The 16,039-nt window shown below is 70.7% G+C and carries 9 protein-coding genes; 4 read left to right on the top strand and 5 right to left on the bottom strand.

Features of this window, described 5'->3' with window-relative positions; all coding sequences use genetic code 11:
- Positions 1–329: 329 nt before the first annotated feature.
- From ACFWSK_RS31915 to ACFWSK_RS31925, 3 genes are all read left to right on the top strand, one after another.
- Positions 330–734, top strand: coding sequence for a MerR family transcriptional regulator (locus ACFWSK_RS31915; protein WP_383793854.1), 405 nt, complete (start codon positions 330–332; stop codon positions 732–734).
- Between the two features lie 3 nt (positions 735–737).
- A complete protein-coding gene (trxA, locus tag ACFWSK_RS31920) occupies positions 738–1,079 on the top strand; it encodes a thioredoxin (RefSeq protein ID WP_383793857.1) in 342 nt (113 codons plus the stop codon).
- A gap of 86 nt (positions 1,080–1,165) precedes the next feature.
- Positions 1,166–2,053, top strand: coding sequence for an NAD(P)-dependent oxidoreductase (locus ACFWSK_RS31925; RefSeq protein WP_383793860.1), 888 nt, complete (start codon positions 1,166–1,168; stop codon positions 2,051–2,053).
- A 75-nt stretch (positions 2,054–2,128) separates the two neighbouring features.
- Here the strand turns inward: ACFWSK_RS31925 and glgB are convergent, their stop codons facing one another.
- From glgB to ACFWSK_RS31945, 4 genes are all read right to left on the bottom strand, one after another.
- Positions 2,129–4,597: a 1,4-alpha-glucan branching enzyme gene (gene glgB, locus ACFWSK_RS31930; RefSeq protein ID WP_383793863.1), complete on the bottom strand. Its 2,469-nt coding sequence runs from the start codon at positions 4,595–4,597 to the stop codon at positions 2,129–2,131.
- 68 nt (positions 4,598–4,665) lie between these two features.
- Positions 4,666–6,048, bottom strand: a complete 1,383-nt coding sequence (locus ACFWSK_RS31935) for a maltokinase (protein WP_383793866.1) — start codon at positions 6,046–6,048, stop codon at positions 4,666–4,668.
- Between the two features lie 368 nt (positions 6,049–6,416).
- A complete protein-coding gene (gene treS, locus ACFWSK_RS31940) occupies positions 6,417–8,144 on the bottom strand; it encodes a maltose alpha-D-glucosyltransferase (protein ID WP_383793869.1) in 1,728 nt (575 codons plus the stop codon).
- Positions 8,141–10,192, bottom strand: coding sequence for an alpha-1,4-glucan--maltose-1-phosphate maltosyltransferase (locus ACFWSK_RS31945; protein WP_383793872.1), 2,052 nt, complete (start codon positions 10,190–10,192; stop codon positions 8,141–8,143). Before ACFWSK_RS31945 ends, treS begins: the two co-directional genes overlap by 4 nt.
- Positions 10,193–10,879: 687 nt before the next feature.
- On the opposite strand from ACFWSK_RS31945, the gene glgP reads away from it, so the two are divergent.
- Positions 10,880–13,576 (top strand): alpha-glucan family phosphorylase, encoded by a 2,697-nt coding sequence (gene glgP / locus ACFWSK_RS31950; protein WP_383793875.1) that lies wholly within the window; start codon positions 10,880–10,882, stop codon positions 13,574–13,576.
- A 95-nt stretch (positions 13,577–13,671) separates the two neighbouring features.
- On the opposite strand, the gene ACFWSK_RS31955 is transcribed toward glgP, so the two are convergent.
- Positions 13,672–15,696: a M4 family metallopeptidase gene (locus ACFWSK_RS31955; RefSeq protein WP_383793878.1), complete on the bottom strand. Its 2,025-nt coding sequence runs from the start codon at positions 15,694–15,696 to the stop codon at positions 13,672–13,674.
- Positions 15,697–16,039 lie beyond the last annotated feature (343 nt).

Here is a 16,039-nt window from a genome sequence, read left to right on the forward strand (position 1 = left end):
CCCCGGACAACGTGACCCCCGCGCCCCCCGAGGGGGGGGAGGGGCCCGCGATGGTCTGACGGCTGGACCCCCGCCTGGCGGCCGGTACGGGACTCCCGTACCGGCCGCGGCTGTTTCCGGATACCGGGCCTCAGCGACCGGGCCGTAGCCGGCGCACCAGCCGACGGAGATCGCGACGACGCCGGCGTGCACGGCCAGCCACGTGAAGCACCCCGGCACCAGGGCCAGGCAGGCGCCGGACACCGGGAGCGGCGGCAACTCGTTCAGGGAGCCGGGCGTACGCACCGGGGCCTTGCCTTGACGTCCGCGTCAAGGATTACGGTCGGGTCATGCGAATCGGGGAGCTGGCCGAGCGGGCGGGGACGAGCACGCGGACTCTGCGCTACTACGAGTCACGCGGGCTGCTGCCGGCACGGCGGGCGGTGAACGGCTACCGCACGTACGACGAGAACGATCTGCGGATGCTCCAGCAGATCCGGACCCTGCAGGACTTCGGGTTCGGTCTGGAGGAGACCCGCCCGTTCGTCGAATGTCTACGCGCCGGCCATCCGGCCGGTGACGCCTGCCCGGCGTCCCTGGCCGTCTACCGCCGCAAGCTCGGCGAACTCGACGAGCTCATCGAGCAGTTGCGGACGGTCAGGGCGCAAGTGGGTACGCAGCTGGCCCGAGCCGAACTGGAGGCTTCGGCCCACCTGCCCGGCGGCCCCGAACCACGTTGCGAACTGGGAGGATGACGAATGATTCACGCAGAAGGTGTGGCCGAGGTCACCGACGCGACCTTCGACGAGGAGGTGCTGGGAGCGGATCTCCCGGTCCTGGTCGAGTTCACCGCGGACTGGTGCGGCCCCTGCCGCCAGCTCGCCCCGGTGCTCAGCGCCGTGGCAGCGCAGGAGAGCGACCGGCTCAAGGTCGTCCAGATCGACGTGGACGCCAACCCGGGCATCACGTCCCGGTACGCGGTGCTCTCGATGCCGACCCTGATGGTGTTCCACGGCGGCGAACCCCTGAAGTCCATGGTCGGCGCCCGCCCCAAGCGCAAGCTCCTCCAGGAGCTGGAGGACGCGTTCACACCGGCCTGAGCGGGGCCCTCGCTTACCTCGCGGGAGGTATCTGACAAATAAGTGGGTTCTTGGCGGGAGCCGTTGCCGCGATGACCATGGTGCCTATGACGACGCCCACGCACACCACTTCCACTCCTGTCACAGTCATCGGCCTCGGCGACATGGGCCAGGCTCTCGCCGGAGCCTTCCTCGACGCCGGTCACCCCACCACCGTCTGGAACCGTTCCACGGACAAGGGCGAGGCGCTCGTCGGGCGGGGGGCGACCCGCGCCGCGTCCGCCGAGGAGGCGGTGCTCGCCTCCGGGCTGGTCGTGGTCTGCGTCGTCGACCACGACGCCGCGCAGAAGATCCTGGACCCGCTGGCGGACGTCCTGGCCGGGCGGGTCCTGGTGAACCTCACCTCCGACACCCCGGAGCGGGCCAGGGAAGCGGCCACCTGGGCGGCCTCGCACTCCCTCTCCTACCTCGACGGCGCGATCATGGTGCCGGTCCCGGTCATCGGCGGACCGGAGGCGCTGATCTTCTACGCGGGGGACCGGGCGGCCTACGAGCGGTACGAGTCCGTCCTCAAGGTGCTCGGCGCGCCCGCCGCCTTCCTCGGCGAGGACCACGGTCTGGCCGCCGCCTACGACATGGCGATGCTCGACTTCTTCTACGGGGCCATGGGCGGTCTGGTGCACGCCTTCGCGCTGGCCCGCGCCGAGGGGGTCGAGGCCGCGGCGCTCGCGCCGTACCTGAACACGATCGCCGGCATCCTGCCGCCGATCGTGGCGTCCACGGCCGCGGACATCGATGCCCGTACGTACGACGGCGCCGGCGCCAATCTCGCCATGATGACCGCGAGCGTCGACCACATCCTGCACACCGCACGCGGACGGGGCCTGGACACCGCACAGCTGGAGGCGGTCAAGGCGGTCTCGGAACGGGCGATCGCGAAGGGACACGGCCGCGACTCGTGGGCGAGCACCTTCGAGGCCCTGGGCGGCGCGTGAGAGGGAGCCCGCACCGGCGGATGCGGTGCGGGCCCCCCTTTCCGGGCCGGGTGGGCCGGGTGCGGGATCAGATGGTCACGCCGGCCGGAAGTACACCGTGGCCAGCGGCGGCAGGGTCAGGAGCACACTCGTCCGCCTGCCGTGCATGGCCACCGCCTCCGGCTTCAGCGGCTCCTCGTTGCGGACGTCGCCACCGCCGTAACGGGCCGCGTCCGTGTTGAGGACCTCCACCCAGCTCTCGAAGCCCTCGGGCACGCCGACGCGGTAGTCGTGGCGCACCACCGGGGAGAAGTGCGAGATCGCCAGGAGCGGCGAGCCGTCCGCGTCGTAGCGCAGGAACGCGAACACGTTGTCCTCGGACGCGTTCCCGTCGACCCAGGCGAAGCCCTCCGGCACGGTGTCGCGCTGCCAGAGGGCGGGCACCGCCCCGTACACCGCGTTGAGATCGCTCACCAGGGTGCGTACGCCGCGGTGGTCGTCCGAGGCCGAGTACGAGGGGTCGAGCAGCCACCAGTCGGGGCCGTGCCCCTCGGACCACTCCGCACCCTGGGCGAACTCCTGGCCCATGAAAAGGAGTTGCTTGCCCGGATGGGCCCACATGAAGCCCAGGTAGGCGCGGTGGTTGGCGCGCTGCTGCCACCAGTCGCCCGGCATCTTGGTGACCAGCGCCTGCTTCCCGTGCACCACCTCGTCGTGCGAGATCGGCAGGACGTAGTTCTCGCTGTACGCGTACACCATCGAGAACGTCATCTCGTTGTGGTGGTACTTGCGGTGCACCGGCTCCTTCGAGACGTAGTCGAGCGAGTCGTGCATCCAGCCCATGTTCCACTTCAGCCCGAAGCCCAGGCCCCCGAAACCACCGGGCCCGACGTGGTGCGTGGCGCGCGTGACGCCGTCCCAGGCGGTGGATTCCTCGGCGATCGTGACGACGCCCGGATTGCGCCGGTAGACGGTCGCGTTCATCTCCTGGAGGAAGGTGACGGCGTCCAGGTTCTCCCGGCCGCCGTGCTCGTTCGGTGACCACTGCCCGTCCTCGCGGGAGTAGTCCAGGTAGAGCATCGAGGCCACCGCGTCGACCCGCAGACCGTCGATGTGGAACTCCTCGCACCAGTACGTGGCGTTGGAGACCAGGAAGTTGCGGACCTCCTTGCGGCCGTAGTCGAACTCCAGCGTGCCCCAGTCGGGGTGCGCGGCCCGCGAGGGGTCCGAGTGCTCGTACAGCGGGCGGCCGTCGAACTCCGCGAGCGCCCAGTCGTCGCGCGGGAAGTGCGCGGGCACCCAGTCGACGATGACCCCGATGCCCGCCTGATGCAGCGCGTCGACGAGGTGGCGGAAGTCGTCCGGGCCGCCCATGCGCGAGGTCGGGGCGTAGAAGCCGGTGACCTGGTAGCCCCAGGAGCCGCCGAAGGGGTGCTCGGACACCGGCATCAGCTCGACGTGCGTGAAGCCCAGATCACGTACGTAGTCCGGCAGCTGCGTCGCCAGCTGGCGGTACGTCAGACCGGGGCGCCAGGAAGGGAGGTGGACCTCGTAGACCGAGAACGGGGCCTCGTGGACCGGGCGGTCGCCCCGGTGCGCCATCCAGTCCGCGTCCTGCCACTCGTGGTGCGAGGCCGTGACCACCGAGGCGTTGGCGGGAGGAACCTCCGCCTGCCGGGCCATCGGGTCGGCGCGCAGTGTGTGGGAGCCGTCGGGGCGGCAGATGTCGAACTTGTACAGGGCGCCCTCGCCGACCGCCGGGACGAACAGCTCCCACACGCCCGAGGAACCGAGCGAGCGCATCGGGAAGCCCTTGCCGTCCCAGTAGTTGAAGTCACCGGCGACGCGCACCCCCCGGGCGTTCGGCGCCCATACGGTGAAGCGGGTGCCGGTCACGCCCTGGTGCTCCATCGGCTGGGCGCCGAGAGCGGTCCACAGCTCCTCGTGCCGTCCCTCGCCGATCAGATGGAGGTCGAGCTCGCCGAGCGCGGGCAGGAAGCGGTACGGGTCGTGGACCTCGATCTCGTTGTCCTCGTAGGTGACCGCGAGCCGGTACTCGGGGACGGCGGACACCGGCAGGACCCCGGCGAAGAACCCGTCGCCGTCCTCGTGCAGTTCCGCCCGCAGCCCCCTGGCGAGCACGGTCACCGAACGCGCGAAGGGGCGCAGCGCGCGGAATTCCACCCCGCCCCTGGTCAGGTGCGCGCCCAGCAGGTCGTGCGGGGCGTGGTGCTCACCGGCGAGCAGCCGGGCCCGGTCCCCGCCGTCCATGGCGACGGCGGGCAGCACGCCCTTGCTGCCGCCACCGCGCCGGGGCCGGGGCGGCGTGGCGCCGGTCCGCCTGGCCCGGGCCCGCTTGGCCGGCGGCGCGGCGGCCGCGCTCGCGGACGCGCTCTTCTCCGAGGGTGCCGAGGGTGCCGCGGATGCCGCGGATGCGGCGGGTGCGGCGGGTGCGGCGGCTGCGGCGGGTGCGGTCGGGGCGGAGACCTCGGCGGTCACCGGCTGCTTGACGGGCGGGACCTCGATGGGGTCGGACGTTTTGCGGGACGGCTTGCGGGCGGTCACAGGGACTGCCTCCTCGGAGGGGGAGAGAAGCGGAGGGGAGGGGTAAGCGGGGGGAGAAGCGGGGCGGTTCAGTCGGTCGTCGTGGCCAGGCGCTGGATCGCGGCCATCGGCACCGGCAGCCAGTCGGGCCGGTTGCGTGCCTCGTACAGCACCTCGTAGACCGCTTTGTCGGTCTCGTAGGCGCGGAGCAGTTCCGGCTGGCTGCGCGGATCGGTGCCCGCGGCCTGTGCGTATCCCTCGCAGTAGGCCGCACGGCAGCGGGCCGCCCACTCGGCGTTCCACGGGCGGTGCGAGCGGGCCGCGTAGTCGAAGGAGCGCAGCATGCCCGCGACATCGCGCACGGGCGGCTGCGGACGGCGGCGTTCCGGAAGGGGCCGGGCGGGCTCCCCCTCGAAGTCGATCAGTGACCAGAAGCCGTCCTCGGCGCGCAGCGTCTGACCGAGATGGAGATCGCCGTGGACCCGCTGGACCGCCCAGCCGTTGTCCCCGTGGCCGAGTGCGTCGAAGGCGGTACGCAGTCCCGGCACGTACGGCACGAGTGCCGGTACGGCGCGGGCGGCGGCCTCCAGCCGCTCCGTCATCCCGTCGACCAGCTGTCTGGTCTGCGAGCGGCACAGCGCGGGCGTCGGCAGCGCCGCGGCGAGCGCGATGTGCACCTCGGCGGTGGCCCGGCCCAGGGCATGGGCCTCCGGTACGAAGTCCCGGCCCGCCGCGAGTGCGCCGAGGGCGAGCTGCCAGCCGTCCCGCGCACCGCGCAGGAACGGCTGCAGCACACCGAGCGTCACCGGCTGCGGAGCGGTGGCCTCGAACCAGGCGACCGGTCCGGGCACCCTTCGGCAGCCTTCGCGGGTGAGGGCGAGGGGCAGCTCCAGATCGGGGTTGGTGCCCGGGAAGACCCGGCGGAAGATCTTGAGGATGTAGGTGTCGCCGTAGACGAGCGAGGAGTTGGACTGCTCCGTGTCCAGCACCCGGGGAGCGAGCCCGGCGGGGATCGCGGTGGCCTGGTCGAAACGGAGCGGACCGAGGGGGCCGGGGCGGCGGAACCGTTCCAGCAGAAGTTCCGCGACGCGCGGGTCGTGCAGACCCTCGTATACCGTGCGGCCGGCCAGCGGCCCGTTCTCGAGCCGGCCGATGCGGGCGGCGGCCAGCCGGGTCGGGAGCATGGACCGCACCCCGAGCAGGAGCTGGTAGCAGTCGCCCAGCGCGTTCGCGGGCATACCGGGCTGATGGGCCCTGACGAGCAGATGGAGCAGCCCCGGACCGGTACCGGCAGAGCTCACCGGCAGTATCTCGGTCGCCGAGACGAGCGAGAAGCGGGTGACCGGCTGTCCCTTGCCCGCGAACCAGCGCTGACCCGGCAGCCAGGCGTGCAGCAGGGGGGCGAGGGAGGACAGCAGCTCCGCGCCGGCGACAGGGCCGGACGGCACACACGCCGTCGCGCTCCCGGACATCTGCCCCGGTGCGCCGCCGGCGGTTCTGTCCGTCGCCTCCGCCTCGGGGCTCGTCTTCTGAGGCGATGGGGCGCTCTTCGTCGTGCTCGTTGTTGTGCTCTTCGTTTTACTCTTCGATGTGGCGACTCGAGTGGATGCAGCCTCCGACATGGCATCGCGTCCTTTCCCCGGGCACACCACAGGATGCGAAGAGTGTCCCGGATTGCGGCAATGGCTGTCCGGCTGTGCGGGACGTGTCGGGAGAGGAAGGTCCGTACGGACTCGATCTTTGGCCCCAAAAGGACCGGAGGAGCCCGGAAGAGCTCGATATGGGGGGAGAGTGCCCCCTGCGGGGCGGCGGAAACCGCCCCGCGAGAGGTCGTGCGCCGTCAGGCGACGACGGGTGGGTCCTTCCGCAGCCGGAACCAGTAGAAGCCGTGCCCCGCGAGGGTGAGCAGGTAGGGCCACTGGCCGATGGCGGGGAAGCGCACCCCGCCGATCAGCTCCACCGGGTGACGGCCGTTATACGCCCGCAGATCCAGCTCCGTCGGCTGCGCGAACCGCGAGAAGTTGTGGACGCAGAGCACCAGGTCGTCGGTGCCGTCGCCGTTCGGCGGGGCCTCCCGGATGAAGGCCAGGACGGCCGGGTTCGAGGACGGCAGCTCCGTGTACGAGCCCGTTCCGAACGCGTGGTTCTGCTTGCGGATCTCGATCATCCGCCGTGTCCAGTGCAGCAGCGAGGACGGTGAGGCCATCGACGCCTCGACGTTCGTGACCTGGTAGCCGTAGACCGGGTCCATGATCGTGGGGAGGTACAGACGTCCCGGATCGCTGGACGAGAAGCCGGCGTTGCGGTCGGGGGTCCACTGCATCGGGGTGCGTACGGCGTCGCGGTCGCCGAGCCAGATGTTGTCGCCCATCCCGATCTCGTCCCCGTAGTAGAGGATCGGGGAGCCGGGCAGGGACAGCAGGAGCGCCGTGAACAGTTCGATCTGGTTGCGGTCGTTGTCCAGGAGGGGCGCCAGCCGGCGGCGGATGCCGATGTTGGCGCGCATCCGCGGATCCTTGGCGTACTCCGCGTACATGTAGTCCCGCTCTTCGTCCGTGACCATTTCGAGCGTGAGCTCGTCGTGGTTGCGCAGGAAGATCCCCCACTGGCAGTTCTTCGGGATCGCCGGGGTCTTGGCCAGGATTTCCGAGACCGGGTAGCGGCTCTCGCGCCGTACGGCCATGAAGATGCGGGGCATCACCGGGAAGTGGAATGCCATGTGGCACTCGTCGCCGTCGGTCTGGAAGTCGCCGAAGTAGTCGACGACGTCCTCCGGCCACTGATTGGCCTCGGCCAGCAGCACGGTGTCCGGGTAGTTGGCGTCGATCTCCTTGCGGACCCGCTTGAGGAAGGCGTGGGCCTCCGGCAGGTTCTCGCAGTTGGTGTTCTCGCGCTGGTAGAGATACGGCACGGCGTCCAGGCGGAAGCCGTCGATGCCCAGGTCCAGCCAGAAGCGGAGCGCCGAGATGATCTCTTCCTGCACCGCCGGGTTCTCGTAGTTGAGATCGGGCTGGTGCGAGAAGAACCGGTGCCAGTAGTACTGCTTGCGCACCGGGTCGAAGGTCCAGTTGGACGTCTCGGTGTCCACGAAGATGATCCGGGCGTCCTGGAACTGCTTGTCGTCGTCGGCCCAGACGTAGTAGTCCCCGTACGGCCCGTCGGGGTCGGTGCGGGACTGCTGGAACCAGTCGTGCTGATCGCTCGTGTGGTTCATGACGAAGTCGATGATCACGCGCATGCCGCGCTGGTGCGCGGCGTCGACGAACTCGACGAAGTCGGCCAGGTCGCCGAACTCCGGCAGGACGGCGGTGTAGTCGGAGACGTCGTAACCGCCGTCGCGCAGCGGCGACTTGAAGAACGGCGGCAGCCAGAGGCAGTCGACGCCCAGCCACTGCAGATAGTCGAGTTTGGCGGTGATGCCCTTGAGGTCGCCGATGCCATCGCCGTTGGAGTCCTGGAAGGACCGGACGAGGACCTCGTAGAAGACGGCGCGCTTGAACCAGTCGGGATCGCGGTCCTTGGCGGGAGTGTCCTCGAACAAGTCGTGGACGGGCTCGTTGACGATCATGGTGTGGGTGACCCTCCGGTCGGCGGGGACGGTCGCAGAACGACGATGTGCGCGGGTGTCACACCCGGCTCCAGACGCACATAGAAGGTCCTGCCCCAGTGGTAGGTGTCGCCGGTGAGCTCATCGCGCACCGGCACGCGCTCATGCCAGTCGAGGCAGAGCTGTGGCATGTCCAACGAGACCGTGGCCTCCTGGGTGTGGTGGGGGTCGAGGTTGACGACCACCAGGACGATGTTCTGGCCCGAGCGCTTGCTGTACGCGATCAGCGCCTCGTTGTCGACGGAGTGGAAGTGCACGTCGCGCAGTTGCTGGAGCGCGGGATGGCGTCGTCTGATCCGGTTGAGCGACGTGATCAGAGGGGCCAGCGAACGGCCCTCGCGCTCCGCGGACTCCCAGTCCCTGGGCTTGATCTCGTACTTCTCCGAGTGCAGGTACTCCTCGCTCCCGGAACGCACCGGGGTGTTCTCGCACAGCTCGAAGCCCGCGTACACGCCCCAGGACGGGGACAGCGTCGCGCCCAGGACGGCCCGCGCCTCGAAGGCGGGGCGGCCGCCGTCCTGCAGGTAACCGGGAAGGATGTCGGGGGTGTTCACGAAGAAGTTGGGCCGCATGTACGAGGCGGAGTCGCCCGAAAGCTCCGTGACGTACTCGGTGAGTTCCTGCTTCGTGTTACGCCAGGTGAAGTACGTGTACGACTGCTGGAAGCCGACCGCGGCCAGCGTGCGCATCATCGCGGGCCGGGTGAACGCCTCCGCCAGGAAGATCACGTCGGGGTCGGTGCGGTTGATCTCGCCGATCACCTTCTCCCAGAAGACCACCGGCTTGGTGTGCGGATTGTCGACGCGGAAGATGCGTACGCCGTGGTCCATCCAGAACCGCAGGATGCGGACGGACTCCGCGACCAGCCCGCGCAGATCCTTGTCGAAGGCGATCGGGTAGATGTCCTGGTACTTCTTGGGCGGGTTCTCCGCGTAGGCGATGGAGCCGTCGGGACGGTGGTGGAACCACTCCGGGTGCTCGGTCACCCAGGGGTGGTCGGGGGAGCACTGGAGGGCGAAGTCCAGGGCGACCTCCATGCGCAGGGTGCGGGCCGTCTCGACGAAGTGGTCGAAGTCGGCCAGTGTGCCGAGCTCGGGATGGACGGCGTCGTGACCGCCCTCGGCGGAGCCGATCGCCCACGGCACACCCGGGTCGTCCGGGCCGGGGGAGAGGGTGTTGTCCGCGCCTTTGCGGTGGGTGGTGCCGATGGGGTGGATGGGCGGGAGGTAGACGACGTCGAATCCCATCGCCGCGACGGCGGGCAGCCGCTCGGCGGCCGTGCGGAACGTGCCGCTGATGATCCGGGTGGCGGGCGGCTGCGGCTTCGCGGCCTTGCCGGCCCGCCCCTTCCTCGTTCCCTTGGGCGGCTTGATCTGCTCCACCCGGGCGCCCTCGGAGCGGGGGAACAGCTCGTACCAGGAGCCGTAGAGGGCCCGGCGGCGCTCCACGGTCAGGGGCATCGGGCGGGAGGCGGAGACCAGTTCGCGCAGCGGGTGGCGGGACAGCGCCTCGTCCGCGGCGGGGGCGAGCGCGGCGGCGAGCCGGGAGGCCGCCGGGCGCGTGGTGTCGCGCAGGGCGTCGGCGGCGGCGAGCACGGCCTCCCGGCCGTCCTGCTTCGGTACGTCCTCGGCGGCCCGCTCGTAGAGCGCGGCTCCCTCGGCCAGGACCAGTTCGGTGTCGATGCCCGCGGGGATCTTGATGCGGGCGGCGTGCCGCCAGGTGGCCACCGGATCGCTCCACGCCTCCACCGTGTAGGTCCACCGGCCTTCGGCCGACGGGGTGACGTCGGCGCCCCATCGGTCCGTGCCGGGCGCCAGTTCGCGCATCGGCGTCCATGGCCCCGGGCGCCCGCTGGAGTCCCGCAGGACGACGTTGGCGGCCACCGCGTCATGGCCTTCGCGGAAGACGGTGGCGGTGACCTGGAAGGTCTCACCGGCAACGGCTTTCGCCGGCCTTCTGCCGCAGTCGACGAGCGGACGGACGTCGAGGACGGGAATGCGACCGATCATGGAATCACCTGGGGGCTGGAGCTCGGAAGACACGGGGCACGGCGAGGCTGCGGGGAGCTGTACGGGCGCGCCGCGCATGTTGGGGTTTGTCCTTTGTAGCCGCTCTGCTGTCGGCTGGCTGGCTGTGGGCATGGCCGCTCCTGTCCGCGTTCACTCGAATGGCACTCGAATGGGTGGTGCGCGGGGTATCCGCGCCCGATTCGGTGCGCGGATACGGACTGCCGGGGCTGTGTACCGGGGAAGCCTGCCCACCGTTCTCGGGTGGGCAATCCGGCGGTGTGTTAACTACTCGGTCGTAGCTGCCGGGTGCCCGCGGCGGTTCCCCGTTCCCCGGCCGCCACTCGGAAGCCTTCCCTGTGCCCCGAAGCCCCACAAGGCCGCATGAGGGTGCGGAATCGGCCATATCACCTGGGGCGGATTCATACGCGTTGGGCCAACGGGTGGGCTGAGGCGCACGGGTCGGGACCGTACGGAGGGGGCGGGACGCGTCAGGAGGTGCCGGGGAAGCGGGCGCGGGGCGGAGCCGGGGCGCGAGGGTGCGGGCGGGAGGTGACCGCCGGACCCGGTGAGCCGGTCGTACGCCGTGGCAGGGTTCCACGGCGCGCCGCTACCTTCGAGAGTGACGGAGGGGGTGCACACCGTGGTGCGTCCCCTCGGATTCGTACGTCCCCTGTAAAGGTGGAATACGTGAAGGCCATTCGTCGATTCACCGTGCGTCCTGTCCTCCCCGATTCCCTCCAACCGCTTCAGGATCTTGCGCGCAACCTGCGCTGGTCCTGGCACACCGAGACCCGTGAGCTCTTCCAGGCCGTCGACCCCGATGGCTGGCGGCCCGCGGACGCCGACCCCGTCCGTCTGCTCGGCGCCGTGTCCGCCGGACGCCTCGCCGAGCTGGCCGGGGACCCGCAGTTCCTGCGCCGGCTGACCGAGGTCTCCGACGACCTGCGCGAGTACCGAGACGGCCCGAGGTGGTATCAGGACCAGCTCGCCGCCGGCGCGGAACTCCCCGCCGCCGTGGCCTACTTCTCGCCCGAGTTCGGAGTGACCGCGGCCCTGCCGCAGTACTCCGGCGGACTCGGCATCCTCGCGGGCGACCACCTCAAGGCAGCCAGCGACCTGGGCGTACCGCTCATCGGAGTGGGCCTGCTCTACCGGCACGGCTACTTCCGCCAGACGCTGTCCCGCGACGGCTGGCAGCAGGAGCACTATCCCGTCCTCGATCCGAACGAACTGCCGCTCACCCTGGTGCGGGAGGCCGACGGCACTCCCAGCCGGGTGGTCCTGGCGCTGCCGGGCGGCCGCTCGCTCCATGCCTGCATCTGGCAGGCCCAGGTCGGCCGCGTCCCGCTGCTGCTGCTCGACTCCGACGTCGAGGAGAACGCGGCGGGCGAGCGCGATGTCACCGACCGGCTGTACGGCGGCGGCAGCGACCACCGTCTGCTCCAGGAGATGCTGCTCGGCATCGGCGGGGTGCGCGCCGTGCGGACCTACTGCCGGCTGACCGGGACCCCCGCCCCGGAGGTGTTCCACACCAACGAGGGGCACGCCGGATTCCTCGGCCTGGAACGCATCCGGGAACTATCCGAGACCGGGCTGGACTTCGACGCCGCCCTGGAAGTGGTGCGGGCCGGCACGGTCTTCACCACCCACACCCCGGTGCCCGCCGGAATAGACCGTTTCGACCGCCAGCTGGTGGCCCGGCACTTCGGGGACGACGGCGAACTGCCCGGCGTCGCCGTCGACCGCATCCTCCGGCTCGGCATGGAGACCTACGAGGGCGGCGAACCCGGCCTCTTCAACATGGCGGTCATGGGGCTGCGGCTCGCCCAGCGTGCCAACGGGGTCTCCACCCTGCACGGAGCCGTCAGCCGGGAGATGTTCTCCGGCCTGTGGCCGGGATTCGACCCCTCCGAGGTGCCGATCACCTCGGTGACCAACGGCGTGCACGCCCCGACCTGGGTGGCGCCGGAGGTCTTCAGGCTCGGCGCCGGGAAGGTCGGAGGCGGCCGGGCCGGGGACGCGCTCGAGGGCGGACCGGTGGAAGGCGCCCTCGACGGCGAGTCGCTCGGACGCCCCACCGGCACGCTCCGGCGCTGGGACGCCGTGGCCGGCATCCCGGACCGGGAGATCTGGGACCTGCGCCGGGTCCTGCGCGAACAGCTGGTGACGGAGGTGCGCAAGCGGCTCTACGCCTCCTGGCGCAGGCGCGGCGCCGGAACGGCCGAGCTCGGCTGGATCGACGGCGTGCTGGACCCGGACGTGCTGACCATCGGGTTCGCCCGCCGCGTGCCCTCGTACAAACGCCTCACGCTCATGCTCCGCGACCGCGACCGGCTGACGGAGCTGCTGCTCCACCCGGAGCACCCCATCCAGATCGTCGTCGCGGGCAAGGCGCATCCGGCCGACGACGGCGGCAAGCGGCTGGTGCAGGAGCTGGTGCGGTTCGCGGACGACCCGCGGGTGCGCCACCGCATCGTCTTCCTGCCGGACTACGGCATGGGCATGGCGCAGAAGCTCTACCCGGGCTGCGACGTCTGGCTCAACAACCCGCTGCGCCCGCTGGAGGCGTGCGGCACCAGTGGGATGAAGGCGGCGCTCAACGGCTGCCTCAACCTCTCGGTGCGGGACGGCTGGTGGGACGAGTGGTACGAGCCGGACTTCGGCTGGGCGATCCCCACCGCCGACGGCTCCGCCACGGACGAGGACCGGCGCGACGAACTGGAGGCGAACGCCCTCTACGCCCTGATCGAGGACCGCGTCGCGCCGCGCTTCTACGACCGGGACGCCGAGGGGCTGCCGGAGCGCTGGATCGAGATGGTCCGCCGCACCCTGGCCACACTCGGACCCAAGGTGCTCGCGGGCCGCATGGTGCGTGAGTACGTGGAGCGGCTCTACGCCCCCGCGGCGCTGGCGAGGCGATCCCTCGACCCGGCGGCGGCGCGGGAGCTCGCGGTGTGGAAGGCCCGGGTACGGGCCGCCTGGCCCGGGGTGGCCGTCGACCACGTGGAGGCGTCGGCCGCCTCCGTCACGGGCGGCTCGGCGGAGCTGGGGTCGACCCTGTCGCTCCGGGTCCGGATCGCGCTGGGCGGGCTCGACCCGGACGACGTCGAGGTCCAGGTGGTCGCGGGGCGGGTCGATTCCGGGGACGCGATCGCGGACGCCCAGGCGTTCCCGCTGAAGCCGGCGGGCGGTCACGATCTGGAGGACCGCTGGCTGTACGAGGGTCCGCTCGCCCTGGACCGGACGGGACCGTACGGCTACACCGTGCGCGTCCTTCCGTGCCACCGGCTGCTGGCCTCCGGCGCGGAGCTCGGCCTGGTCGCCATGCCGGCGGAGGGCGCGGTGGACGGCACGGCCGAGGGCGCGGGCGTACTGCTGCGCTGACGGCCCGTCGCCGACAGGGAATGGCGAACGGCCCGGGAGGAGAGTGAACTCCGCCCGGGCCGTTCCGTTCAGTGGACCTCGAAGACCGCTGGGTCTCAGAAGGTCAGTTTGAAGCTGTTGATCCTGCCGGTGTCCTGCGCGGCGACGTCCTGGACCTTGAGCTTCCAGGCGCCGTTCGCCACCTCGGACGAGGCGTTGACCGTGTACGTCGTGACCACGTTGTCCGCGGAGTCGCTCGACGAGGAGTTCTTCAGCCGGTAGGCCGTGCCGTCGGGGGCGACGAGGTCGATGACGAGGTCACCGCGCCAGGTGTGCGTGATGTCCACGCCGACCTGGAGGGCGCTCGGCGCGTTGCCCGTGACACCGGTGACGTTGACCGTGCTGGTGACGGCCGCGCCGTTGTCCGGGACCGCCACGGCGGTGGTGTTCTCGAAGACGGTGCCACCGCCGCCACCGGGGCGCGAGCCCACGGCGATGCCGGCCCAGGCGTCGGCCACGGCCTTGTACTCGGCGCTGGTCGTGCCGTACAGCTCACCGGCCACGGCGAGGGTGCCTGTGCGGGCCCCCGCGTAGTTCGTGGTGGAGGTGAACTTGGTGGTGAGCGCCTTGAACCAGATCTGCAGGGCCTTGTCCCGGCCGATGCCGGTCACGGGCAGACCGTCGGAGGTCGGCGAGTCGTAGGAGACACCGTTGACGGTCTTGGCGCCGCTGCCCTCGGAGAGCAGGTAGAACCAGTGGTTCGCCGGGCCCGAGGAGTAGTGGACGTCGATCGAGCCGATGCCCGAGTACCAGGCGTCCTTGGACGAACCGTCCCTGCTGGGCTTGTCCATGTAGCGCAGCGGGGTGCCGTTGCCCCTGATGTCGATCTTCTCGCCGACGAGGTAGTCGCCCGGGTCCGCGGCGGTGTTGCTGTAGAACTCCACGCCCGCGGCGAAGATGTCGGAGGTCGCCTCGTTGAGACCGCCGGACTCACCGCTGTAGACCAGGTTGGCCGTCGCGGCGGTGACGCCGTGCGACATCTCGTGGGCGGCGACGTCGAGCGAGGTCAGCGGCTTGGTGTTGTTCGCGCCGTCGCCGTACGTCATGCAGAAGCAGCTGTCCTGCCAGAAGGCGTTGACGTAGGCGTTGCCGTAGTGGACGCGGGAGTACGCGGCGACGCCGTCACCGCGGATACCCGTGCGGCCGTGCACGTTCTTGAAGTAGTCCCACGTCTTGGCGGCGCCGAAGTGCGCGTCCGCCCCGGCGGTCTCCAGGTTCTGCGGAGTGCCGTCGCCCCAGATGTCGTCGGCGCCGGAGAAGAGCGTTCCGGTGCCCGACGTGCCGCGGTTCAGGTTGTACGTCTTGCCGTTGCCCCGCGTCGTGTCGGTCAGCGTGTACGAGGGCGCCGTGCCGAGCGTCACCTGGCCGTTGTACTGGGTGTTGCCGGTGCCGTTCTCGACGGCCTGCCACTCGAAGAGCTTGGCACCGCTGGACGCGTCCGTGACGACGTGCAGCTCGTTCGGGGTGCCGTCGTGCTGGAAGCCGCCGACGACGGTCTCGTAGGCGAGCTGCGGAGTGCCGCTCGCCAGCCAGACCACCTTGCGCGGGGCCTTGCTGGCCTCGGTCGCCTTCGAACCCTCGGTCTTCGCGGCGCCCAGCGCCTGCTTCTCGGCGGCGGCCGGAGCGACGTCCGCCGTCGTGCCTACGGCCTTCAGCTGAGCGGTGGTGGCCTTGGACGCCTTGGTGACGCTCTCGGTCTTCCCCGCCTTGGTCTCCTGCACGACGAGGTCGCCGCCGAGGACGGGAAGCCCGTCGAAGGTGCGCTCGTAGCGGGTGTGGGTGGTGCCGTCGCGGTCCTGGACGACATCGCGGGGGACGAGCTTCTCCTGCGGGCCGAGGCCGAGCTGCTTGGCGGTGGCCGCCTTGGTGGAGTTGGCCTCGCGGAGCAGTTCGGCGCGCTGCGAGGGCGACAGCTGGGCGGGGAGCGAACCCGGGTCGGCCTTGGCGGCGGCCGGGGCGGCGACGGGGCCGCTGCCGGGAGTAGCGGTGGCGGTGCCGGTCTGGATTCCGACGGCGAGCAGGGCTGCCGCGGCTATCAGAGCGCCGGTCGCGGTGGCACGACGGCTGTGCGTGGATCTCACGCTGACTCCTTCTGCGAGGGGGGTGTTCGGGCGGCTGGGTGAGCCATCCGGGCAGAGCAAGCGGTGCGCAGAACGGGGTGAAGAGTGTCAGCAGATGTGTGTACCTGTCAGGACCGCGTCAATAACTTGGCCGGAAATAGTCCGCTGCCGGAAAGGCCATGTTCGTTAAGCGGACGTTTCCCCGATCATTGCCGCGATGGCGTCCGGAGTTCGACGGAGCCGGTGATACCAGGGCGAGCGGGGGTACGAAGCCCACACGGTGTGTTCGAACGACCCAGCGGATTCCGGCCGATGACCACCTGCTGAGACGGCGCGGAGTGTGGCTCGTTCCGCGCCGTCCCCT

The sequence above is a fragment of the Streptomyces sp. NPDC058620 genome, assembly GCF_042717135.1.
Taxonomy (GTDB): Bacteria; Actinomycetota; Actinomycetes; order Streptomycetales; family Streptomycetaceae; genus Streptomyces.

Bases quoted from the DNA above. Each gene is read 5' to 3' on its own strand.
- ACFWSK_RS31915 (WP_383793854.1), top strand. From the start codon at position 330: ATGCGAATCGGGGAGCTGGCCGAGCGGGCGGGGACGAGCACGCGGACT.
- trxA (WP_383793857.1), top strand. From the start codon at position 738: ATGATTCACGCAGAAGGTGTGGCCGAGGTCACCGACGCGACCTTCGAC.
- ACFWSK_RS31925 (WP_383793860.1), top strand. From the start codon at position 1,166: ATGACGACGCCCACGCACACCACTTCCACTCCTGTCACAGTCATCGGC.
- ACFWSK_RS31935 (WP_383793866.1), bottom strand. From the start codon at position 6,048: ATGTCCGGGAGCGCGACGGCGTGTGTGCCGTCCGGCCCTGTCGCCGGC.
- treS (WP_383793869.1), bottom strand. From the start codon at position 8,144: ATGATCGTCAACGAGCCCGTCCACGACTTGTTCGAGGACACTCCCGCC.
- ACFWSK_RS31945 (WP_383793872.1), bottom strand. From the start codon at position 10,192: ATGATCGGTCGCATTCCCGTCCTCGACGTCCGTCCGCTCGTCGACTGC.